The following is a 23793-nucleotide window of genomic DNA, read 5'->3' as shown; positions in this document are numbered from 1 at the left end:
CCTTTCCTCCTTCCCAGAGCGTCCCCCTTCATGACCAATCAACCTTCCCGCCGTCGATTCCTGCAAACCACTGCCGCCTTGGGAGCCTTGTCGGCGTTGGCGCGTCCCGCCGCGATGGCCGCCGAGACCAGTTCGCCCGCGATGCCCTTCAAAATCTCATTGGCCGAATGGTCGTTGCACCGCGCACTCAAAGCGAAAGATGCGACGATCACCAACCTGGATTTCCCCGTGATCGCCCGCGAAAAATTCGGCATCGAGGCGGTCGAGTATGTCAATCAATTCTTCAAGGACAAGGCACGCGACGAAGCCTACCTGTCCGAATTGAACCAACGTTGCAACGACAACGGCGTCAAGAGCGTCTTGATCATGGTCGACGGCGAAGGCCAGTTGGGGCACGCCGACAATGCCGAACGCACCAAAGCGATCGAGCAACACTATCAATGGGTCGACGCCGCCAAATATCTCGGTTGCCACTCGATTCGTGTTAACGCCGCCAGCAGTGGTTCCTACACCGAACAACTCGACTACGCGGCCGACGGATTGCGTCGCTTGAGTGAGTATGCCGCCAAGCAGGACATCGGCGTGATTGTTGAAAACCACGGCGGCTTGAGCAGCAACGGTGCTTGGCTGGCCGTCGTCATGGAACGCGTCGGGATGGAGAACTGCGGTACCCTGCCGGACTTTGGAAACTTCTACATCACCCGTGGCGAAAACCCAGATCTGTTCGATCGATACCACGGCGTGCAAGCTCTGATGCCGTATGCCAAGGCCGTCAGCGCAAAGACGCACGACTTCGATGAGAACGGTAACGAAGTCCACACCGACTACGAAAAGATGATGAAGATCGTCTTGGACTTCGGCTACAACGGCTACGTCGGCATCGAGTACGAAGGCGGCGCCTTGAGCGAAGAGGAAGGCATCATGGCCAGCAAGAAACTGCTCGAACGGGTCGGCCAAAAGCTAGCCTAACCCAGATTTCATAGTCACCACGTAGGCTGGGTCGAAGCCGCTTCGGCGGAGACCCGGCATGTTCGTGATTCTCGAGTGCATGGCATCTGGTCAATTGCCATCGACCAATTGTCCCAATGCCGGGTGTTCTCGTCCCGATGCCGGGTGTTCGTCGCCAAAGCGCTCCTCCACCCAGCCTACAGTGTAGCTGCCGGGTGTTCGTCGCCAGAGCTCTCCTCCACCCAGCCTACCAATGGCGGATTACCCCCTGCCCGATTCGAACGAGCGTTTCCGACTGGATGAGCCGACGTCCTGGGCCACTAGACGAAGGGGGCAAATCACGAGCGACAAAGCCAACCTGTTAACCTGCAAGCCTGCAAACCTGTCAACCTCAAACCCTTACATCTTGTCGGTCACTTTACTAACAACCTTGTCGATCAAGCCGTACTGACACGCTTCGTCGGCCGACATGAATCGGTCTCGGTCGGTATCTTCCTCGATCTTCTCGAGCGAGTGGCCGGTATGTTCGATCATGATTTCGTTCATCCGTTGTTTAATCCGTCGTAGTTCACCGACGTGAATTTCGACCTCACGGGCCGTGCCCTGCATCCCGGCGAGCGGTTGGTGGATCATGATTCGGGCGTTGGGCAGCGAGTATCGCTTGCCTTTGGCACCGGCGGTCAGCAAGACCGCACCCATCGACGCAGCTTGGCCGATGCAATACGTCGCCACATCGCAGCTGACGAATTGCATCGTGTCGTAAATCGCCATGCCAGCGGTGATGCTACCGCCGGGAGAATTGATGTACATGTGGATGTCCGCTTTGGGATCATCCGATTGCAAGAATAGCATTTGCGCGACGAGCGCGTTGCTGATTTGATCGTCAACCTGTTGACCCAAGAAAATGATTCGATCCTTGAGCAAGCGGCTGTAAATATCGTACGTGCGTTCTTCGCGACCGTTGCTCTCGACGACGTAAGGGATGATTGGCATGGGAAAATCTTTCGGATGCGGGATTGGATGGTTAGGAAATGGTACCGACGAAGAGCGTCTCAGGCTTCTTCTTTCTCTTCTTCTTCGAGCGGTTCGCCCTTAAGTAGGTCATCGACGAGACCGTACTCCTTGGCCTCTTCGGCTGACAAGAAGAAGTCACGGTCGGTGTCTTTGGCGATCTGTTCGATCGACTTGCCACTGTGACTACTGATGATTTGATTCAGCTTGTCGCGGTATCGGAACATTTCCGACGCTTGAATTTCAATATCGCTAATCTGGCCCGAAACGCCGCCCATCGGTTGGTGCATCATCACCCGACTATTGGGCAAACAGAATCGTTTGCCTTTAGCACCACCGACCAACAATACGGCCGCACCGCTGCACGCTTCGCCGACACAATAAGTCGCCACGGGGCAAGAAACCATTTGCATCGTGTCGTAGATCGCCAAGGTCGCGGTCACACTACCGCCCGGCGAATTGATGTAAAAGTGGATGTCCTTGCGGCGATTTTCGCTCTGCAAGTACAACAGCTTCATCACGATTTCGTTGGCATTGGCGTAATGGATTTCGCCCTGCAAAAACACGATCCGGTTTTCGAGCAACAAGTCGCCGAGCGTCATCTGACGCTGGCGTTGGTAACTCTGGGAAGCGTAACTGGCGGCCATGCGATGATCGGACATCGAATCGACGCCACCGGCGATCATGTGAGACGAGTAACCAAACGGATCGGACATTCGATAAATACCTTCAGGGGGAAACACGGGCGACCATCTCGCGGCTAACCAAGAACGCCCAATCGGTGCGGTGAGCTTCGTAGCCAACACGAGCTTGTTCATAACAGTGTTCGCGATCGGCAAGCAAGTGACAAGGCGGGGACAATCTGGGAGTTTTTCAGCGATCAAGAGCGGGAATGGATAAGGGATCCTCGTGGCGGCGACCGAAAGTTGACACCACGGAGAGGAAATCGACAAAAGTAACCCGGAGTGGGAGCGAGGGATTCCTGCTGATCCCTCGCTTATGCTGCGGGTTACGATTGAGCGGGAAATCAGCTCATTTGAGTTTTCTCGGGCGCGTCCACCGATGGTTCATGGGATGGTAAAGTATTTATTCTCCACGACTGAATTCCCTTTGAGAAATCCTCATGTGTATCACGACCAACCCGCTATTTCGCCTATTTTTACATGCCTGTCGCTGCCTCATTTTGATTGCCGTGACAGGCACCTTGATGGCCCAGGGAATTGGGCCGGCTTGGTCTCAAGAGGCGTCGTCAGTTAATTCGCAGATCGAAGCCCCAGTCGAGCCCCCAGTTGAGCCCGCCGTCGAGCCGAAGCGCGAATCAGAAGTTGATTCCAAAGCCGCAAACGATCCGAATTGGGAACTTTTGACGCTGGGGCAGCTCAAGATCGCCGTCGAGAAATGGGATGACGAAATCCAAAAACTCGAACAAAAGGACCAAGACGAGCCTGACCCGCAAAACGCCGTTTTGCTGCTCGGCAGCAGTAGTATCCGGTTGTGGGAAAACGCGGCCGGTGCCTTGGCCCCGTATCCAGTCATCCGGCGCGGATACGGTGGAGCGAAATACAGCGATCTGTTGGTCTATTCTCGACGTTTGATCGTCCCCCACGAATTTCGCGCAGCCGTGATCTTTGTCGCCAACGACATCACGGGCGGTCAATCCGATCACGAAGTCGAGGCCGTCGAAAAATGGGTACGGGCCATCGTCCGGACTGCCCGGGAACACCAACCGCAAGCCGCGATTCTATTGGTCGAAGTCACGCCGACGCCGTCGCGTTTTGACGCCTGGTCCAAGATCCGCGAACTCAACGGGAAGATAAGAGAGATCGCCCTGACCGAACCGAACACCTACTTCGTCGCCACCGCCGAGTTTTACATGGACCGGGACGACCAGCCTCGAGCGGAGTTCTTCCGTGACGATCGGCTACATCAAAACGAAGCTGGTTACGCGATTTGGGCTTCCTTGATCAAACGCCGCCTAGATGAAGTCCTCTCCGGCTCGTAGGACGGAATCGACAATGGTAACCCGCAGCGTAAGCGAGGGATTCCTGCTCATCCCTCGCTCACGCTGCGGGTTACCATTGAGCCCGCAGTGAACTCATTTGGACTTTTGTCAGACGCGTCGTTTCGGCAAGCGTTAGCGTTTTCCTCACGGAAGCGGATTTCACTGCATCGTCTGCTTTGTTTGGGCGATTCCGTTTCCGGCTTTACGCCTTCATCTTGCGGTAACGCTCGATCAACGCGTTCGTGCTACTGTCGTGATTCAACTCGCCGCCATCGGCGTCAAGTTCAGGGATGATGTTCTTGGCCAGGACTTTGCCTAACTCCACGCCCCACTGGTCGAACGCGTCGAGATCCCAAATCACACTCTGGACGTAGACACTGTGTTCGTACAAAGCTACCAATTTGCCCAGCATCGACGGAGACATCGACTCACCGAACAACGTATTGGAAGGTCGGTTTCCTTCAAAAACGCGATGTGGCACGAGCCAGTCTTCGGTGCCTTCGGATCGAACTTCGTCCGCAGTTTTGCCGAAAGCTAAGGCCTCGCTTTGCGCGAGAACGTTGGCGATCAAAATGTCTTGATGCGAACCGATCGGATTGAGCGATTTCGCAAACGCGATGAAATCACAGGGAATCAAACGAGTTCCCTGATGAATGAGTTGGTAGAACGAGTGCTGTCCATTGGTGCCCGGTTCGCCCCAATAAATCAGACCCGTTTCATAGTCCACTTTCTCACCGGCGACGGTCACGTATTTGCCATTGCTTTCCATCGTCAGTTGCTGCAAGTACGCCGGGAAACGCTTGAGATATTGCTCGTAGGGCAAGACCGCACAGGTTTCGACGCCGAAGAAGTTGGAATACCAAACCGACAATAAAGCCATCACCACCGGCAAGTTTTTCCGAGCCGGAGCGGTTCGAAAGTGTTGGTCCATTTCATGGAATCCGGCTAGCATCTCCGAGAATCCTTCCGGGCCGATCGCGAGCATCGTGGATAGTCCGATCGCCGAATCCATCGAATAGCGACCGCCAACCCAATCCCAGAACTCGAACATGTTGTCCGTGTCGATGCCGAATGCCGAAACCTTTTCTGCGTTCGTCGATAAGGCGACGAAGTGTTTGGCGGTGGCCGACTGGTCGCCACCAACGGATCGCAATAACCACTCGCGGGCGGTCTCCGCATTGGTCATCGTTTCGATCGTCGTGAACGTTTTCGATGCGACGATGAACAGGGTTTCGGTCGGATCTAAATCTTGAGTGGCCTCGGCAAAGTCAGTGGCGTCGACATTGCTGACGAACCGGACGGTCAAGTTGCGATCACTGAAGTGTTTCAAGGCCTCGTACGCCATCACCGGACCAAGGTCAGAGCCGCCGATTCCGATGTTAACGATGTTTTTAATTGGTTTACCGGTGTGCCCTTTCCAAGCACCCGACCGAACCCGTTGACTGAACGCGGACATCTTCTCGAGCACCGCGTGGACTTCCGGAACAACATCCACACCATCAACAACCAACGACATCTCTTTCGGCGCTCGCAGTGCGGTATGCAGGACGGCTCGGTTCTCGGTCAGGTTGATCTTCTCACCGGTGAACATTGCTTCGATCTTGCCGGGGAGCCCTTGCGAATCGGCAAGGTTGATGAGCAAGTCAAGGGTTTGGCGATTGATGCGGTTTTTGGAATAGTCGAGGTACAAGCCCGCCGCCTCGATCGTCATCTGACGTCCGCGAGATTCATCCTCTCGGAAAAAATCTCGCAGATGCACATCCTTGATCGACGCATAATGATCTTGCAAAGCGTTCCATTGCGGACTGGACGTGATCGAAGGCATTGGGTTGGCCAGAGTTTCAGGGAGCTACGGATGAGTCATCAAGCTCCCAAGAATAACAATTGCCTCGCGCCCGCGAAACAGACCCCCGCGAAACAGACTCAGCGCCGCACGACCCTACAGTCCGCCAAACAATAGCAACAAGAGCACGGTTCCGATGACGGAAACGATCAGCGATCCGATACAGCCGAGCCGATTGGAAAAGAACGCAAACATCGTTATGACCAAGACCGATCTTTCATCCGATCCCACAAACTGGGTTCGGGGGTCGACTGCATGTATAGTGCGGTCACGGCGGCTCCGACGAGGATGCCGGCGACGAAACTGGCAAGTACCGATTCGGTCGGTCGGCTGGCAATGCACTCGTCGGCTCGCATGTAGGCCAACTGAGCCGATTCACTCGCGTGAGACCACTGATCACCTGCGACTTGGCTAACCCGGTCGACCATTGTCTCGTGCGGAGCAAACTCGTTGACAACCGAGTTGATTTCATCGTCACTGGCGTCCACCCGTTGCGAAATAAACTCGACGAGCTGCTTTTCGTCATTTGGACAATCGACCAGCTCATCGCGGTTGAGATGCGGCCAGCGTTGGGTGATCGCTTCGCGGACCTGCATCCACTTGAACTCACTGGTTTCTTCAATCTTGGATTCTGTACTCATGGTTGGTTTCCTTGGGATTCGACTTCAGTAGTGACGTGAGATATCGGGATTCAGTTTGATCGGCGGATCGATTTGATCAGCTCTGGCTTGTTCATCTTGCTTCGTCTGTGAACTTAACGTTGCGAATCTCATGCCATTGGCCGGCGAATGAAAACTCCATGAAGTGGATTCGAAGGGTATGACGAATGCTTCTCTCAGAGTGAACGCCGCAGGCACCGTTGTCCCGGCGTTTCCCCTCTCCGACATTCAGGAACTCGATGATGTCAAAGACTCGCTTTGCACTCGCTACCGTTGCTTTCGCTACGCTGTGCACCCTCTCACCGCTTCGTGCTCAGCAAAATGCAGGCACGCCACCGGTTGACCTTCCCGGATCGCAAATCAACCAATCCGAACGCTATGAAGCTCGCCGAGCTTCTGCGGATAACAACCAGCAGGGGTTGACGGTGAAGGAAGCGATCGTCAAGAAACTACACAAAGCCAACCAAGCGGAGATCGAACTGGCCAAGATGGCGATCGAGAAGACCGACAACGACGACGTCAAGCAGTTCGCGCAGACGCTCGTACAGGACCACCAAGCCTGCCAGCAAAAATTGAAGCAACTGACGAACATGAAATCTGCGACTAAAGCGACTTCACCCACAACCGTTGGTTCGCCGATGGTGCCGCAGGCGTTGTGCCAGGTCGTCGATCAAGCGAGCGAAAATGCTCTTATGATGATCAAAGAGATGCTCAGCAATTACGAAGGCCAAGACTTCAACATGGCATTTCTCGGGCAACAGTCCGTTGCCCATACGATGATGTTGGCCGAGCTCAAAGCGATCGAAAGCACCGGACCGAATGAATTGCAATCGGTCGCTCAAGAAATGAGCAAAAAGGTGGAAAAACATCTTAAGAAAGCTAAGGACCTTGCGAAAAAGCTGGAAGACGATCGCAGCAACAAACAATCGAGCGATCGATCTTAGTGCTCGATTCTGATTCAATCTTGGAGTGAGCCGAACACCCTAGCGAGCTTTTGAGTTAATCGTAACCCGAAGCGTGAGCGAGGGATTCAACGCCATTGAATTCTCTTTATATATCCCTCGCTCACGCTTTTTGAAGTTGCGCTTTTGCCTGTGGCATTGGTTTATCGTAACCCGACGCGTAAGCGAGGGATGAGTCAATATCAATTATCCCTCGCTTACGCAGCGGGTTACGAAAAAAACGCAGCATCAAAACTCACGCTTCGGGTTTCGATTCGGATTAGACCAACAGCCCGCTATCGGGCTGTTGATTTAATCGTAACCCGAAGCGTCAGCGAGGGATTGATCGCTATTAAATCCTCTGTATGTATCCCTCGCTCACGCTTCGGGTTGCGATGCAAACTAAATCAACAGCTCGGTTGCACCCAAACGGCTAATGTTGCCAACCCTAAAGTGGAATCTAGACAAAGCACTAGCCCTTTTCGAGTGTGCCATACGCTTCCCGCACCAATGCTTCTCCGTGGGTTCGCTCCAATCGCCGGATCGTGAAATGGGCACGAGCTAAGTCTTGGTAGTGATCGATGAAATAGCTATTGATCAATGCGCCGCCAAGGGCACCGATGACCGGAATCGCTTGCGCTGCGATCTTTTCGCTGACCACGACTCCGAACCGGTTCCCGATCTGGCTGACCAATTTTACCAGCGGCGGGGCCGCTCGATCCGACAGCCCGTGCTTGATCACATATTGCGACGCGTCTCGGATTTGTTTCGCCATCGCCGCGCGGACGGCAAAGTACCCGATCTCGGTGTCGTCTTCGATTTGGTCGCTATCGCCCGGGTCCAAGGCAAAAACTTGCAAGCACGCCAGTCTTGCTTCCACGCTCGAGAGGTCTTCACCCTCACTGCGGGCGATATCGGCGACGCTGCGGAGGATCAAGACAGTCGAGACCGGCAGTTCCGCTGCGATCGTGGCTCCGCCCAACGCTCCCCCGGCTGCGCCGGACAATCCGGCAAGCAATTTATGCGTCAATAACCGAGGTTTACCCGTTTTGACCGTGTCATCGCCAAGCGTTCGAAGCGCGACATCCAGTGCAATGCCCAGGGACTTCTCGATTGCCGCGTAGATCGCGTTCTCGGCAACGCCCGGCAACATCTTCAGCGACGCTGTAATCGGCGCCCCGACCAGTTCGGTCAGTCGATCGGCAATTCCGGTATGTTCCAAAATTCGCTTGGCTTCACGAAGCTCCGCCAACTCCTCATCGGAAAGTTCTCCATCAAGTACGTCAACCATGTCATCGGTCCTTTCGAATGTTTGTTTGGGAGCCTCACCGGCTCGTCAGTTGGAACAAAGGTTGCATTGTCGCAATTTAACGGTGTCAGAACGCAACCTTGTCACTCTGTACGCCCTCGCCGCTGAAACGTTCTTGTCGGAAGTCATGATGGAATTCATTCGTTTGTTGATCGTGTTTCTTGTCCCGCCCTTGGCGGTTTACTTGCAGTTTGGCATCGATCGGCACTTCTGGGCTAGTTGCCTTTTAACGGTCCTTGGATTCGTGCCAGGTGTACTTTACAGCCTCTACGTGATGACCGCCCGCCCTCCCGGCTTATCCCGACTTAGCATCGCGTGAACATTAAGTGGTGGCGACTTTCAGTCGCCAAACCCTGAAACGTCGACTGAAAGTCGACGCCACGTTAAGAATCCAGCACTTATTGTTCACGCGATGCTTAGGTAACTCCATACTTCATCGAGCCGTACGCGATCTATCAGTTCGTGCACGATGACCAGTTGATCCTAGAGACCCGTTGATCATAGGCACGAGACGCAATTCCTGAAATTGCGTTTTTTGACAGCCCCTAGGTCGACAGACAAGTTTTCGGGGCGTGAGTCCCTGGAAAACAGATTGGTTCGGTTTCCAACCCATTCCTGAGATCGACGCCGGCAATATCGACGCCGGCAATATCGACTCCGGCAATATCGACGATCGGGAACTGGTAGCCATCACCGAACACAAAGACGTGGCTGAATGGTCGTTCAAACCGAGAGTTGCCGGTTAAATTCTTGGCGCAATCTGACTCGTCTGAAAAATTTCGTCGCGAACCCCCAGGAATCTGAAAGACTCCTCTTCAGCAACCCAGGATCACGTGCTAAACTCTCGCAACGACGCTGCCCAAGGCTCGCAAGAGCCAACGCAAAGCGGTTCAAGTGTCGAATCAGCCGTCAGGATCACTCATGATTGTTCGTTTCTAAACGAGCCTCGCGGGTGTTTCCCTGGAAAACTGCCCCGTGGTGTAATTGGCAACACAACTGGTTTTGGTCCAGTCATTCTAGGTTCGAGTCCTAGCGGGGTAGCTTAATGGCAAGTCAGCCAAAGCCGATTGAAGACAAACCCTGTTATTTGCAGGGTTTTCCTCAATCGGCTTTTTTTGTGTCTCGGGATGGCGGCCGTTAGCCTGCACCCCCGGTGGTGGATTCGATGGTTGATTTCCCAGGCGGTGCGAATTTTTTGTATCGGCTTTTTCCACTCGATCAAACCGGCTCGGGTGATGATCGCGTCCATTGTCGTCAAAATTTTGTCGGTGTGAGCGTATCGGGTTGGGACGTAAACGGCACCTTCGGCAACCATCTCGCATGCACGCGTTCGATCGGCCCTAGCTCGGGGAAATTGCACCAAGGCGGACGGGGGGGGACGCCATCTTTACGCTGTTGGCTAGGTCCATGTTATGATTGGCTTTCACACCGCGTCTCTCTTCGAAGTACGCCCTACCTTATGCCCATCGAACAACCTGATAGTGACGCGACGATCGTGCCGGGCATGAATGACGCTTCGTCACGATCAATTGATACCGAGGCAAAAACCGGAGTCACCACGTGGATTGGTCCTCCAGTGGATCGGGGAAACGTGCCCTCGATCGAAACCGTCGTGCCAGACACTGATTCAGGTGGTGCTCGTCTTTCTGATTCCGAAACGGCTAGACGGGTCCACCGCGAAGCGGCCAGGCGTTTCAGTATTTTGCGTCCCCATGCCCAAGGTGGTCTCGGCAAAGTCTCCGTAGCCAAGGACCTCGAGCTCAATCGCGAAGTCGCCTTCAAAGAGATCCGGCTTCAATACGCCGATGACGAATCGGCTCGGGCTCGTTTCTTGTTAGAAGCCGAAGTGACCGGCGGACTCGAACATCCGAGCATCGTCCCGGTTTATGGAATGGGCTTCTTTCCCGACGGCCGCCCCTATTATGCGATGAGGTTCATCAAGGGGCAAAGTCTTCAAGACGTGGTCGACCGGTATCATCAGACACCAACCGCGTCCGTCGAAGAACGTTCAGTGGAACTCCGCGGCTTGTTGCAACGATTCGTTGCCGTTTGTCAAGCGATCGAATATGCACATAGCCGAGGCATCATTCATCGCGACATCAAGCCAGCAAATATCATGTTGGGATCATATGGCGAAACCCTGGTCGTCGATTGGGGGCTCGCCAAACCGCTGGGCCAAAAGGATATCTCGTCTGAACCAATCGGCTCTGTCGAGACGACTCCCGATGATCCGCTTCAGCCGGTTTCAGGCCGGTCCGTCGAGCCGACGCGGATGGGATCGACGATCGGGACATTGCAATTCATGGGACCGGAACAAGCTGCCGGGCGGATCGATCTAATCGGGCCGCCCGCTGACATCTACAGCCTTGGTGCAACGCTTTATTATCTGCTGACAGGTCGTACGTCGGTAACGGGCAAAGCATTGGCTGATGTTCTCAAGGCGATTCAATCGGGAGACATCGCACCACCGAGTACCGTTCTGCCGGGCGTTTCTAAATCGCTCGATGCCATTTGTCTGAAGGCGATGGCGTTGAAACCGGAAGACCGATATGTGTCCGCTCGTGCGATGGCAAGCGATTTAGAACGCTGGATGGCCGATGAGCCAGTCAGCGTTTACGTCGAGTCGCAAACCGATCGCATGGCTCGATGGTTACGCCATAACGGGGCTTGGTTTCGTGCGGTCTCTCTTGCAACCGTCGCCATCATCGTCGTCCTGCTCGTGGCGGTTGTCTTGATCAGCGGACAACGCAACATCGCCGACCAACAACGTCTTCTTGCCGAGAACCTGGCCAACGAAAAGTCAGTGTTGGCTGCACGTGAAACGGAGCTTCGCAAGAAGGCTCAGTGGCAGGCGGCCAGTCGTTCGTTCGAACAAAGTTTGTCGCTATTCGAGCGTCGCGATCCGTCTGACGGCGTCTTGTCGCTGGTGCAAAACTTGGAGGAAGCCCAGGCGATCGATGCAACCGATCTCGAATACTCCATCCGCGAACAGATTGGCCGGTGGGAAGGTGCGTTGAACACGCTCGAGTCGACGATCGTTTCGGACGGAGCGATCCGCGGGTTGTTGTTGAGCTCCGACGGGAACAAGCTGCTAGTCACAACCAATGGGCCGACCATGCTGATGGATCTGGCCACCGACCGTCCGATCGGTTCTCCACTGAAACATGATCAACGTGTGACTGCGATGGCATTTTGCACGATGACCGATCGTCTGATTACGGCCAGCGAAGATAAGACGATCCGCTATTGGAACGCGAGCACCGGCGAAGCACTCGGCGAGCCGATTTCGGTAGACGAGGTTGTCGTCGCGTTATCGCTAAATTCGGACGAACGTGTTTTGGCGACGGCCTCCGCTACTGAGATTCGTTTGTGGGACGTCGACTCTCGCGAGCCGGGCAACGAAGTTCTCACCCATACTGGATCAATCACAGACGTCGCCTTTTGTCCCTCGTCGCCCCTGCTTCTCGCATCCGACTGGGAGGGCCACGTGAATGTCTGGAATACTGAGACTCGCAAGATGATTGGCGTTTCTTGGGACCTTGGTTCGGCGGTGCTTGATGTTGCCATTTCACCTGACGGCAAAACGGCCGCCACCGCCGAACTCAACCATCAAGTGCGTCTGTGGGATATTAATACAGGCAAGCAGGTCGGATTGCCGCTGATGCATGCGGGCATGGTCGGTCATGTTAGTTTCAGTCCTGACGGTCGTCGGCTGGTCACCGGATGTGTCGATCAGCGGGCGAGGGTTTGGGAAACCGCGACGGGTGACTTGGTGGGATCTGCCTTGCATCATACGTCGATCGTTAACGCGGCGATCTTCACGAAGGATAACGAGTTTGTGTTGACGGGTTGCGGCGACTCGGGACTTCGCCGGTGGCGAGTTGCGAATGGTCGCTCGGCAGAAATACCGCTGGGTCGGAATGCCAACGTCATTGCGACCCAATTTGACCCTTCGTCGGAGTCGTTGTTGACGGTTTCTGGTGCCATCGTCGCGGGAACCTATGTGTTGCCCGGCGAACTTCGTCTTGTCAAGTTTCCAAAAGGCAGGTTCCTTGACGAACCGATATCAGCAGGCGACTCGATTTCAGGCGAAAGATGGCTCGAAGTCGCGACCTTATCTCAAAACGGCAAGTTGTTCGCAACCGCATCCGACGAACATGCGGTGCAAGTTTGGAGCGTGGAAACAGGCGAGCCGGTATCGCAGGCGATCGAGCTGGACTCCGTGCCAAAGAATCTCGCGTTCAGTCCTGATCACTCGATTCTGCTGGTAGGAACCGAAGCGGGTAATGTTCACCTTTGGGACATTACCAAGAGCGAGTTAGCGGGATCAACGATTCGGCTCGCCAACCGGATTTCGGCTAGTGCTTTTTTTCCCAATGGCGATCGCTTTCTTGTCGGCTCGTGGGATGAAAAGGTAAGGATTTATTCCCTGAATCACATGTCGAACCAGTCGCCGATCGAATTGCCTCAGGAAAGTCTCGTCACATCAGTCGGCGTCAACCCTGCAGGAACCATGTATTTTACCTGTGTCGCCAATGGCGGTATCCGGCTTTGGGACGCGTTGACGAACCAGCAGATCGGGTCAGTCATGAAACATGATTCGAGAGTCAAGTGTGCGGCGTTTTCTCCCAATGGCAAAACCATTGTGGCTGGCTACTTAGATGGCAGCATTCGCCAATGGGATTCGCGAACCGGCAGTGAAATTGGTCCGCCGTTACGGCACTCGAAAGAGATCATGGCGATGGATCTGAGCCGCAACGGACAATGGCTGGCAACGGCGAGTGCCGACTGGACCGCTAAGCTGTGGAACATTGGTGCGGCCACGGGAACCACGGAGACGATCCGGCGGCGTTTTGAACGTCTTACCAACCGCGAGCAACTTGCCGACGGATCGTTTCAGGTGTTAACGATAGAACAATGGAAAGAACGAGAGTTACCACGTGATTGATCGCGAATTTGATCCGCGAGCGGCGTGTTGATTTAGTTTGCGTCGCAACCCGAAGCGTGAGTTTGGAAGTTGCGTTCTTTCGTAACCCGCTGCGTAAGCGAGGGATCATTGAAACTGACTCATCCCTCGCTCACGCTTCGGGATACGATTCAATCAACGGCTCGCAAACGCCGGTGACCGAAGCCTCAAGTTCCTGAACGGCTTCCGAAGCGAATGCTCAAAAATCAGATTAATGGTTAGATTTAATCGATTGTGAGGATTGTAAGGCCGATACCGGAAATGACCTAGCAGAGTTTCGGGGGAACTGGCCCTCACACTGCCGAAGTGTATACCGAGGGATGTTCGTGCAGAACTGGCTGTTTTTCCTCGCCGTTGAAACAGTCGTGCTGGTTTGCACGGTGACGAACTCGTCGGCCCAGGTCCCAGGAACGGTCCTCGGTCGCGACGGAAAGCTTGCGTACGTCGCCAACGATCCGGCCTACCGGGCATATGCCTCGCTAACCGGTCGGGCCGATGATCCCAATCGGGTCCACACCGACTTGTTCGCACCACTGGTCTCGCAACACGATGATCTCCTGTTTGCTGATGTGCGAGGTCAGTTTCTCTACGGCGGTGGAGCGGAAGGCAACTTGGGCTTGGCGTACCGTCACATGTTCGACAACAGTTTCATCGTCGGCACATACGGCTTTTATGATGTGAAGCGATCGACCAATGAAAACACGTTTCATCAAGCGGCATTTGGGATTGAATTGCTCAGCGACCTGTTTGACGCACGTTGGAACGGCTACATCCCCGAAGGAGGTTCGGCCCATGCGGCTCAGGCCACTGCGGTCGTATCGGGAGGAAACTTAGTCGTCCAGAACAACACCGAGCGAGCCTATTACGGTACCGATGCCGAGGTCGGCATGTTGCTTTGGCGTTTGCCTCAGTGGTGCGACAGCGAGGTTCGGGCCTTCGCCGGTGGCTACCACTTCGACACTAACTCACCGACCGCCAATTCCATTTCAGGACCAAGGATTCGAGCCGAATTGCGATCGTTTGATCTGCCGTTCCTGGCGATCGATTCGCGGATGACCGTCGGGTTCCAATATCAATACGACAGTGTTCGTCACTCGCAAACCGCCGCGACCATTGGGATACGAATGCCGTTCGGGTTGGATCGTCATCGGCGACGGAAAATGACTCATCTCGAGCGACGCATGACTGACGTCATCGTGCGAGACGTCGATGTGGTGGCCGCCGTGACGCCCACGCCAAACGGTCAAGAAACCGCCGTGCACGCGATCTATGAATTTGAGATCGGCTCCGTCACGGTCTTGGATGCGCGAACGGATGACCTTCCTAATGCGGTCGCCACCGCCACCACCGACTCGGTGATCATTGATGGAGGCAGCGGGAACTTGGAACTCGACGAACCGATCGAAGTTCAATTGGGTCAGCAACTGCTCGCCGGCGGACTACGGGTCAAAGGGGCTGACACCGGTATCCAAGCGAAGTTCGGAACTCCGATCAAAATAACCGGAACGGATGATACCAAAGCGGTGATTTTGACGGCGGACCACAGCATCATCTCGGGCTTCGACATATACGGAGGAAAGCACGGTATTTCGAGTGACTTGCCCGGAGGATTGGATGACTTGATCGGCGTGCTGATTTTCAGCAACAACGTCAGCGACGCCGCCGACAGTGGATTCCGTTTCGGAACATTGGATCCCTTGAGCGTGATCGCGCACAACCGGTCGACGGGTAACGGGAACCATGGATTCGACATCGAGTTGAATGAGGGTGAGTTCTATCAAAACAACTCACTCGGAAACGTCGGCAATGGATTTGACCTGTTCGACAATGATGGTGAAGTCACGCTCAACCGGTCGCTGCGAAACGAAGGATTTGGCTTCTACGCAGGTGATAACTCCGGCAAGTTCAACCTCAACGAAGCGTACGAGAATGACGCGAGCGGATTCGATTTTGCCGACAATAACGGCGAGATCAACAACAACCTATCCGCCGACAATGGTTTGCAAGGATTCACATTCGCGGCCAACAACGGAACGGTCAAAGGCAACGCGGCATTCGATAACGGCTCACTCGGGTTTGACTTCGTCGACAACAACGGCACGATTCAAGAAAACCTGGCGTTTGACAATGGTTCGGTCGGATTCGATTTTGCCGACAACTACGGTGATTTCCTTGACAACAGTTCATCGGGCAATGGTTTGGTCGGCTACTTCTTCAATAACAACTACGGGAACGTCCTCCGCAATACGGCCAACCTCAATGGTGATGAAGGCTTCTTCTTCACGGACAACATTTTTGGTGGTGTCTTCTCCGGCAATACCGCGTCGGTAAACGGTGACGTTGGATTCTTGTTCTCGAACAATGATGGTGATTTTGTCGACAACGTAGCCGATGCCAACGGATTGACCGGATTTCGTTTCGCCGAGAACTCGGGCACGGGAACATTCGAAGGTAACTCCGCCGACTTCAACGGTGACTTAGGCTACGAAGGCGTCAACAATGGAACCGCGTCTGCGAATACGGGGACCGGAAACGTCTCGGGAGGCGATTCCTTCCCATGATCAATCAAGCCAGTTGGATAAAAAGATCGATCAGTATCCTGTTGGTCAGTTCGGCGATGTGGCATACCGAACAGGCGAGTTCGCAAGATTTCGCAGCGCCGGTGCAGTCGCCCGCAGTGCCGATGGAAATGCAGATGCCCATACCAAGCCCGATGCAATTGCCGGAGGATGCGGAGCGTCCACCGTCTCGCCTCGATGGCGTCTCCTCCACGGATTCTGACGCTGAGAAATCGATCGCGTCGGATGATCGTGTCGCGAGGTTGTTTGGTGACGTCAGTCAAATCGACGGGTTGCCAGCAGATCGAGAGTCGCTGGCGATCTCGCCTGCCGCCGATGCCGTTTTTCGGGAAGAGGCCTTGGGTCGACGCACCGCTGATATCGGCGACTTGTTGCGACGATCCAAAGGAGCCCACGGCGTTTCGATTCAAAACCGAACCCCGATCGTGAGCGACACTCGCATTCGTGGGCAACGTGTCGGCCAGGTATTGGCGTCGGGGTCCTATTGGGCACCCGCCCGAATGGACCTGGACACCATGATGAGCAAGATCGACTCGCGTCTGATTCAGGACTCCATTTTGATCAAAGGACCGTACGCAAGTCGCTACGGCCCCGGCTTTCGTTTTGTTGATTTGGAGTTTCTGCAATCGCCACGCTACCTTGACGGCTATGAAGGACACGGGTCCACAAGCGGAACGTACAACACCAACGGTGACCAGTTTTATGGACGCCAGTCGTTTTGGGGCGGGGCGGAGGACTACGGTTTTCACTTAAGTTATGGGCATCGCGTGGGGAGCGATTACGAGACCGGAAAAGACGGATTCTTCATTCCGGCCGACTACAAGTCTCGGGATCTGTTCGTTGCCGTCGGCTTCGATCTGAATGACCATGAAAGAATCGAATTGAATGCTTTACGGTTGGATCAAACGGACTTGGAGTTCCCTGGATTGGTGACCGACCTGAATCTATTGGTCACCGATGGGTATGAAATGACCTATGTCAATGAAGATCCCGGGTTCGCCGACTACTTTACGTCCGAGGTTTGGTACAACCGCACACGATTCGAAGGCGATACCAAGCGACCAAGCAAAGCTCGTCAGATTCCGACTTTAGTCGACGCGTTTCAACCATCGTTTCTCGGGGCAGCGGATGGTTTCACTTTCACCGATGGGGATGCATTATCGGCTGGTTACCGTTTCGAGGCCACCTTCTTCAGTGACGGAGATCAGTGTTCGGTCGGAACGGACTTGATCTATCTGAATCAAGAGCTCAACGAATACGACTTTTATGATCCCGACCCGAACGATAACAACTTTCCGATCCCCCGCAGCGATTCGATCGACATCGGAATCTATGCCGAGCGAATCGTTCAGGCTAATGACGTCTGGGTGTTGACGGCGGGGACACGGCTGGACGGCGTCTTCACCGATTCTCGTGACAATGTGCAAGGGGTCCCGTATGCGATCAGTGATGCCGAAGGCACAACGCTAGAAAAAGAATTCTTCCTTGGGTCGGCGTATCTGACGGCTAATCGCGATCTCGGTTTGGGATGGACCGCAAACGCGGGCATGGGTTTCGCAATGCGGCAGCCGACGTTAACCGAGATGTACGCCGAGTATACGTTTATCGGATCTCTGCAACGAGGACTCACGTTTCTTGATGGCGATCCCAACCTGAAATCTGAAAAACTGTATCAAATGGACCTTGGTGTTGAGTACATCGAGAATGGCGTGCAATTCGGCTTGCATGGTCACCACGCCTTTATTCAGGACTATATCACGTACGATTTGTTCGATCCCGCAGGAACCATTGACGGGTTTCAGCAGGGTGCTTCGTTCGTCAACACCGACTTAGCCACGTTGTCAGGATTCGAAACCTATGGCCAGTTCGAGATGTCTTCGATGATGTCTGTATTCGGAATCCTCACTTTTGTGGAGGGACGTGACCACACCCGAATTGATCCTTCGAGACATACGGGAGAGCCGACTCGCAGCGATAGCACGGTGGAGGCCGAACCGTTGCCGGGGATCGCACCGATGGAAGCGCGGACTGGGATTGTCATTCACGATCCGTCGCCGCTAGACCGTTGGGGAATCGAGCTTTCCGCTCGAATCGTCGACAACCAGGATCGCGTCGCGTCCACCTTGCAAGAGATCGAAACCCCGGGGTTCACCGTTTACGACATTCGAACTTACCAACGACTTGGTGCCCTATTGGTCACCAGTGGATTTGAAAACGTTACCGATAAGTTCTATCGAGAACACATCGACTATCGTTCTGGTCTAGGCGTGTTTCGCCCCGGCTTCGGGTTCTATGTGGGCGCGGAACTGACGTATTGAGTACGTTGGATGAGGTTCGGAAGCAACCCTCAGGAACTGCTAGTCTTGGCGACTTACGGTTAGCCGCAATGACGCGACAATGGATTTCCACCGGGCTTGCGGGCTGTTGATTTTGTCGTATACCGAATGACAACAATTAGCCGATGGGCGTTAGCCCCGGTTCAGCGATGCCGCAACCGTGGCTAACGCCAAAACGGCTAATAAAGTCAGCAGTCTCCTTCGCGGGGGAGAGGGGAACCAGAATGTCGTAGAGTAAAACTTGCGCGATCGGGAGTCACCGCAATACCAACCTTTTAGCAACCCAGCGTTAGCCAAGTTTGCCGTCCAAAAAGAATTACTGTACGTCGCCTACCGAGTCGATCCGTAAGCGGAGCTGATTGCATCGGGATACGTCGTCAGGTTGGAGCGGTTGGTAGTCCTTGAGAATCTCAAAAGCGTCGAGTGATTTCTTCGCATGATCGATGCTTAGGGCGCGAGAACTTGCGTCGGCGGATTCGAAAATCAGGTTGGACAAAGCCGCGTGAGTTTGAGCATATCGATGCAGAATGTCGTAGGTGATTTCCTCCCGCAGGAGGGCTTCGTAAGTCTGCAAGGACTGCCGCAGTAGCTGACCGGCGAGCTCTGGGTCTCGTTGGCCGCCTCGTGAAAGCAGCGTCCCAAGATTGTTTTTTGAGGTCGCCAAGTTCACTCGATAAAACTCATCGTCGTCCGTCAAACGCCAGGCGGTATCGAGGTGCGTGATTGAATCCTTGAAATCGGCAGCGGCTTCCTGGAGCATCCCAAGTCGCACCCGAATGTTGCCACGTTGCAGCAAGGCATGGGCACTGGATTGCAAATAGTCGATCCGGTCTGAATCAAGCTGGATCCATTGGTCAAGGTCGTTAATCAACCGAGACCAGCTTTCTTGGGCACGTTCGTAGTTTTCGGCATCTTGCAGCCGGCGCGAGTTGTCGGTTTGAATGGTTTCGGAAAGTCGTCGATCGCCAACGGTTCCTCTTTGTCGGACGAGCCAGCTCGCAATTTCGATGGCACGTAAATACGGTGGCTCGGTCCAAGAGTGATGTCGCCGCACCTTAAGATTGTTACGATAGGCAAGTTCCAGGCGTACCGCAGCGGACGCGGCCCGAGCGACCAGCGGAGGCATCGCCGCGTCACAGGTCGGTTGATCTATCGAGAGATTGTTCAACAATTGTTCGTCAAGCCACTGACGAGCCGCATGTATCCGCTCGATCGAAGGCGGCTCCGTATAGGCTGAGTCGGGAAGCAGTAGCTGTCCGATCAGCGAATTCACCCGCTCGATCCCAAACTGACTCTCGAGCTTGGTTTCGATCGACCCAACCGACACTAACCTGACTTTCCATTTCTCATCGTCGTCGCCAGTATCGTTGAGCAGAGATTCGGCCGCGGCATACTGCCGACATGCGTCCTCTATCTGGTCCGTTAGACGGTAAAGATCGCCCAACCGAAGATGCGTCTTGATCCGTTCCAATAACGCCAGTTGTTCGGTGTCGTTTCTGCATTGACGCAAGTCGAAGGTTCCGAGGACGCGACTCGTCTCGGCTTGCTCGGTCAAACCGATGTTCTGGCTTGCAATTCCTTCGTATTGCTCGATGGCGCGGTCCAAGAGTTCCGATCGGATCGAAGCCATTCCTGGGTAGAACTGCAATGACCCACTGAGTTCGACAAGCCACGTATCGGTGGCTTCGAGCGTTTCGCCAAGTTGAAGGATCGCTTCCCGGTGAGCTTGTTGAGCTTCAATGCGGGCGATTCGCTCGGCACGATGCGATCGGTGAAGAAAAACTGCAAAGACGAGAGCGGCAACTAGCAATGCGGTGGTCGAGATTGCGGCAGTGGCCGCAACGCCTTGGTGATGACGGCACCAACGGATCGCTCGTTCCAAACCATTCTCGCGATGAACCGAGACCGAATCTCCCGCGATGAACCGCCTCACATCCTGAGCAAGCTCTTGCGCGTCAGGATACCGGTCATGTTGGGACGCTGACATCGCTTTGCGAACGATGGATAACAGTGGCGTCGGTGTGAGCGGTTGGATGGTTCGAAGATCTGGATAATCGGCGTTTCGAACTTGTTGCAGGATCGAGTCGACCGACTGCCCTTGATAGGGATGGCGACCCGCAATGATCGTGTAGAGGACAACACCTAGAGAGTACAAATCCGATGAAATGTTGATCCGAGACACTTCGCCCCGCGCTTGTTCGGGGGACATGTAGGCAGGTGTGCCGATAACGGTTCCGTCGGGCTCGAACAATGATGAGACATCGGCCAAGCCGACCGGCTTTGACGGGACGGTAGTTGACGCAGACTCGGGCGGGCGGCTTTCGACCGACTGAGCGAGTCCCCAGTCCAACACGACGGTTTCGCCAAAGTCGCTGATCATGACATTAGAAGGTTTCAAATCGCGATGAACGACGCCACGTTGGTGTGCGTAAGCCACCGCGTGACAAACGTCGACGAATCGTTGCAGCAAGGGTTCGAGAGAATCGCCGAACTGAAATCGAGTTTGGTTACCGGTCTGCCGGATAGCTTGATGATGGTCTTGAATGTACTTGGCAAGAGTGATGCCATCGAGCAGCTTCATGACATAGAAGGCATCGCGTCGATCGCCCAACTCGTGGACCGGAACGATTCCGGGATGTTGGAGCTGACTGGTGACCTTGGCCTCGTGCAAGAACCGTTGCCGTTCTTGTTCACTGACATCGTTGACGTCACAGAACCGCTTGACCGCCACTTCACGATCAAGCTGGCGATCGAAGGCTTTTTCCACGATTCCCCATCCACCACGTCCGACCTCCGCCAACCGCTCGTAACGAGAAGGTTCCTCGCAAGAATTTGGCGTGATTGAGACCGCAACAGACTTGTCTTCTGACGAGCCTTTTGCGCCGGATCCGATGGTCGGATCTTGCGGGGGCAGATTCAGCGGAGCTTTTCGTGATCGACTGCCTCCCAACGAGCTGTTTCTCGACGAGGCCTTCCTTGACGAGGCCTTTCTCGACGAGGCCTTTCTCGACGGGTTCTTTCCAGGCGATTTTCCATCGCGATTCTTCGAATCATTGTCGGGCGATCCGACGACCTCGTCACTCGACGGCGTACCGGAGCGACAGGTCGATTCGGGGTCGGGCGATCGGGAGTCGTGCATGACGACAGATGCTCAGAAGACTCGTGGTGCCGTGTTGATCCGATTGCCGATCAATCGATTGAATGCTATGGCAAGCGTAGGTCGCACCCGCCAAACGCGAGACGATGACGAAACCAAGCGAGCTACGGTCGTCGCTAACCCAGTCCGTTCGTAACGGTGGTTGGGGTTCTGAGGATCGTGTGCATGGCAAGTTCGCGTTCCACGATCTGATCGCAAAAAACTTTCCAAGTTTCATCGGGCAAGTAAATGGTAATCCGACGGGTTACGCCTTGTTGAATATAACGTAACCCGACACGCAACTTTTGAAGTTGTTCTTTTTTCGTAACCCGCAGCGTAAGCGAGGGATTCTTTGGCTGCATCCAACTATAAGGGATCCCCTGCTCACCGACGTGTTGAGCTAAAAGTTTGGCACCACGCCGTTCGGAGAAGCAAGCCGAGGTCAGTGCGGTTTTCGGGCCAACGGCCCATCCGTTTGCCTAGCCCAGTCCGAAGGGCTGGGTGATCGATGACACGTTATTAGGTAGGACCAATGGTCCGGCCGTTTGTTCACGTCGCTAGCAAACGGCCGGACCTTCGGCCCTTCACGAATCGCTCGCACATTCAACCCAGCCCTGAGGGCTGGGCTAGGTAAACAGCCGGGCCTTTGGCCCTAAGTCTTGACAACCGGGGCTAACGCCCATCGGCTAATTGCCGTGATTCGGCATCCGATTAATTCAACACACCGTTGCGTGTGGGGTTCGGAAATCCGGACGTTATCCTCGACCGTTTTTTCAGCCGAACAGCTTCGCGATCGGGGTACCGTTGTCGGTGATGGGGACGGGGCGATCGCCGTCGTAGAGCGTCTTGGCATGATCTACTTGTAGGGCTGAGCAGACGGTTGCAAAGAAGTCTGGAACGCTCACAGGATCGGCGAGGATTGTTTTGGAAAGTTCGTCCGTTTGACCATAGGCGCCACAGTGCCGCAAGCCGCCTCCGGCCAACACGCACGTGAACGCTTTACCTTGATGACCGCGTCCGCCTCCGCTGTCGAACTCGGGTGGACGTCCGAATTCAGTGGTGATCATGATGAGGGTCTTGTCGAGCATGTCAACTCGCTCGAGATCGGTAATGAGTGTCGCGACCGCATGATCGAGTTCCGCAATCAGTCGATGCTGATCGACGATCCCTGCGTTATGAACATCCCATCCGGCACCGTTAAGGAAGTTGAGATTGTGCGAGACTTCGACAAACCGCACCCCGCGTTCGACCAGACGACGGCTTAACAAACAACGCTGGCCGAACTCCCCGCCGTACTCGTTTCGCAGCGAATCGCTTTCGCGACCCAAATCGAAGACGCTGGAGAATTCCGGGCCGCTGAGTTTCAGGCTTTGTTGGATCGCCGCGTCGTAATCTTTCAAACGTTGATCGGCGGCGGTTTTGCCAGCGTATCGCAGTGTCTCAAGGAAGGCTTCGCGACGAGCCTGTCGATCCGCCGTGATTCCATCGGGCCGGGACAATCCGGCGGGACCACGACTGGTATCCGTCAAATAGAGGTAACCACTTTGTGCACCGAGAAAACCGGGACCGCGGGTAACGTTGGGATATCCGATAAGCACGTAAGGCGGAACGCCATCGCCGATCGCACCTCGTTGGTTGGCAATGATCGATCCGATCGAGGGATAGGTCACCGTTCCGCTGATATCGCGCCCGGTATGCATTCGATTGGTCGCGGCGGCGTGTTCGTCGATGACGCCGTGGTTTACCGAGCGGACGGCCGTAATGCGTTCCATCTGTGCGGCCATCCGTGGCAAATGCTCGCAGACCTGCACGCCTTCGACAGCCGTGTCGATGGGGGAATAGTAACTGCCTGGTTTCTTGGCCTTCGGGTCGCCGATGCGTTTGGGGTCGAACGTGTCGATCTGTCCCATTCCGCCACCGAGCCAGATTGAAATGACATGTTCGGCGCGACCAGCAGGACGCGACGACGTCTGCGATGCTCGGCCCTCGCCTTGGGCGAGTAGGCATCCGGTCGATGCGGTCGCCGCAGCCAACCAACGACGACGATTGATGGGGGTGTTCAT

At 54.8% G+C, this 23793-nt stretch carries 17 protein-coding genes and 2 tRNA genes; 10 read left to right on the top strand and 9 right to left on the bottom strand.

Annotated features, from left to right (window positions below; translation table 11 throughout):
• The first annotated feature begins 30 nt into the window (after positions 1-30).
• Positions 31-969: a sugar phosphate isomerase/epimerase family protein gene (locus Pla100_RS23705; protein WP_146580850.1), complete on the top strand. Its 939-nt coding sequence runs from the start codon at positions 31-33 to the stop codon at positions 967-969.
• Between the two features lie 241 nt (positions 970-1210).
• On the opposite strand, the gene Pla100_RS31060 is transcribed toward Pla100_RS23705, so the two are convergent.
• The 4 genes from Pla100_RS31060 to Pla100_RS32220 all read right to left on the bottom strand — a co-directional run bounded on the left by Pla100_RS31060 (position 1211) and on the right by Pla100_RS32220 (position 2820).
• A tRNA-Asp gene (locus Pla100_RS31060) sits at positions 1211-1283 on the bottom strand.
• 64 nt (positions 1284-1347) lie between these two features.
• Positions 1348-1941 carry an ATP-dependent Clp endopeptidase proteolytic subunit ClpP gene (gene clpP, locus Pla100_RS23700; protein ID WP_146580848.1) on the bottom strand — a complete coding sequence of 198 codons (594 nt, stop codon included), beginning with the start codon at positions 1939-1941 and terminating at the stop codon, positions 1348-1350.
• A 59-nt stretch (positions 1942-2000) separates the two neighbouring features.
• The gene (locus tag Pla100_RS23695; RefSeq protein WP_146580965.1) at positions 2001-2621 is read right to left on the bottom strand and encodes a ClpP family protease; all 621 of its coding nucleotides are present in this window, start codon (positions 2619-2621) and stop codon (positions 2001-2003) included.
• A gap of 67 nt (positions 2622-2688) precedes the next feature.
• Positions 2689-2820 (bottom strand): hypothetical protein, encoded by a 132-nt coding sequence (locus Pla100_RS32220; RefSeq protein WP_261344819.1) that lies wholly within the window; start codon positions 2818-2820, stop codon positions 2689-2691.
• Positions 2821-3082: 262 nt separating this feature from the next.
• Between Pla100_RS32220 and Pla100_RS23690 the strand changes: the two genes are divergently transcribed.
• Positions 3083-3961: a GDSL-type esterase/lipase family protein gene (locus Pla100_RS23690; protein ID WP_146580846.1), complete on the top strand. Its 879-nt coding sequence runs from the start codon at positions 3083-3085 to the stop codon at positions 3959-3961.
• Positions 3962-4163: 202 nt separating this feature from the next.
• Here Pla100_RS23690 and pgi read toward each other — a convergent pair whose 3' ends face one another.
• Together pgi and Pla100_RS23680 are read right to left on the bottom strand one after the other, a co-directional pair.
• The gene (gene pgi / locus Pla100_RS23685; protein WP_146580844.1) at positions 4164-5786 is read right to left on the bottom strand and encodes a glucose-6-phosphate isomerase; all 1623 of its coding nucleotides are present in this window, start codon (positions 5784-5786) and stop codon (positions 4164-4166) included.
• 215 nt (positions 5787-6001) lie between these two features.
• Complete coding sequence (locus Pla100_RS23680) at positions 6002-6445, bottom strand: hypothetical protein (protein ID WP_146580843.1); 444 nt, start codon at positions 6443-6445, stop codon at positions 6002-6004.
• Positions 6446-6702: 257 nt separating this feature from the next.
• On the opposite strand from Pla100_RS23680, the gene Pla100_RS23675 reads away from it, so the two are divergent.
• Positions 6703-7407, top strand: coding sequence for a DUF4142 domain-containing protein (locus Pla100_RS23675; RefSeq protein ID WP_146580840.1), 705 nt, complete (start codon positions 6703-6705; stop codon positions 7405-7407).
• 469 nt (positions 7408-7876) lie between these two features.
• Here Pla100_RS23675 and Pla100_RS23670 read toward each other — a convergent pair whose 3' ends face one another.
• Positions 7877-8695, bottom strand: coding sequence for an EcsC family protein (locus Pla100_RS23670; RefSeq protein WP_146580838.1), 819 nt, complete (start codon positions 8693-8695; stop codon positions 7877-7879).
• Between the two features lie 82 nt (positions 8696-8777).
• Between Pla100_RS23670 and Pla100_RS23665 the strand changes: the two genes are divergently transcribed.
• The 6 genes from Pla100_RS23665 to Pla100_RS23645 all read left to right on the top strand — a co-directional run bounded on the left by Pla100_RS23665 (position 8778) and on the right by Pla100_RS23645 (position 18576).
• Positions 8778-9032 carry a YqaE/Pmp3 family membrane protein gene (locus tag Pla100_RS23665; protein ID WP_231603467.1) on the top strand — a complete coding sequence of 85 codons (255 nt, stop codon included), beginning with the start codon at positions 8778-8780 and terminating at the stop codon, positions 9030-9032.
• 253 nt (positions 9033-9285) lie between these two features.
• Positions 9286-9459: a hypothetical protein gene (locus Pla100_RS31055; RefSeq protein ID WP_197168185.1), complete on the top strand. Its 174-nt coding sequence runs from the start codon at positions 9286-9288 to the stop codon at positions 9457-9459.
• A gap of 223 nt (positions 9460-9682) precedes the next feature.
• Positions 9683-9754 (top strand) — tRNA-Gln (locus Pla100_RS23660).
• Between the two features lie 418 nt (positions 9755-10172).
• Positions 10173-13661, top strand: a complete 3489-nt coding sequence (locus Pla100_RS23655) for a protein kinase domain-containing protein (protein WP_197168184.1) — start codon at positions 10173-10175, stop codon at positions 13659-13661.
• A 344-nt stretch (positions 13662-14005) separates the two neighbouring features.
• Positions 14006-16240 carry a right-handed parallel beta-helix repeat-containing protein gene (locus Pla100_RS23650; protein ID WP_146580833.1) on the top strand — a complete coding sequence of 745 codons (2235 nt, stop codon included), beginning with the start codon at positions 14006-14008 and terminating at the stop codon, positions 16238-16240.
• Complete coding sequence (locus tag Pla100_RS23645; RefSeq protein WP_231603465.1) at positions 16237-18576, top strand: TonB-dependent receptor domain-containing protein; 2340 nt, start codon at positions 16237-16239, stop codon at positions 18574-18576. Before Pla100_RS23650 ends, Pla100_RS23645 begins: the two co-directional genes overlap by 4 nt.
• A gap of 334 nt (positions 18577-18910) precedes the next feature.
• On the opposite strand, the gene Pla100_RS23640 is transcribed toward Pla100_RS23645, so the two are convergent.
• Complete coding sequence (locus Pla100_RS23640) at positions 18911-21394, bottom strand: protein kinase domain-containing protein (RefSeq protein ID WP_390620661.1); 2484 nt, start codon at positions 21392-21394, stop codon at positions 18911-18913.
• A 37-nt stretch (positions 21395-21431) separates the two neighbouring features.
• On the opposite strand from Pla100_RS23640, the gene Pla100_RS32485 reads away from it, so the two are divergent.
• Positions 21432-21887 carry a hypothetical protein gene (locus Pla100_RS32485; RefSeq protein ID WP_231603461.1) on the top strand — a complete coding sequence of 152 codons (456 nt, stop codon included), beginning with the start codon at positions 21432-21434 and terminating at the stop codon, positions 21885-21887.
• 616 nt (positions 21888-22503) lie between these two features.
• On the opposite strand, the gene Pla100_RS23635 is transcribed toward Pla100_RS32485, so the two are convergent.
• Complete coding sequence (locus Pla100_RS23635; protein ID WP_146580830.1) at positions 22504-23793, bottom strand: DUF1501 domain-containing protein; 1290 nt, start codon at positions 23791-23793, stop codon at positions 22504-22506.

The organism is Neorhodopirellula pilleata (genome assembly GCF_007859915.1).
GTDB lineage: Bacteria > Planctomycetota > Planctomycetia > Pirellulales > Pirellulaceae > Rhodopirellula > Rhodopirellula pilleata.
This window is presented reverse-complemented; position numbering and strand designations above follow the sequence as displayed.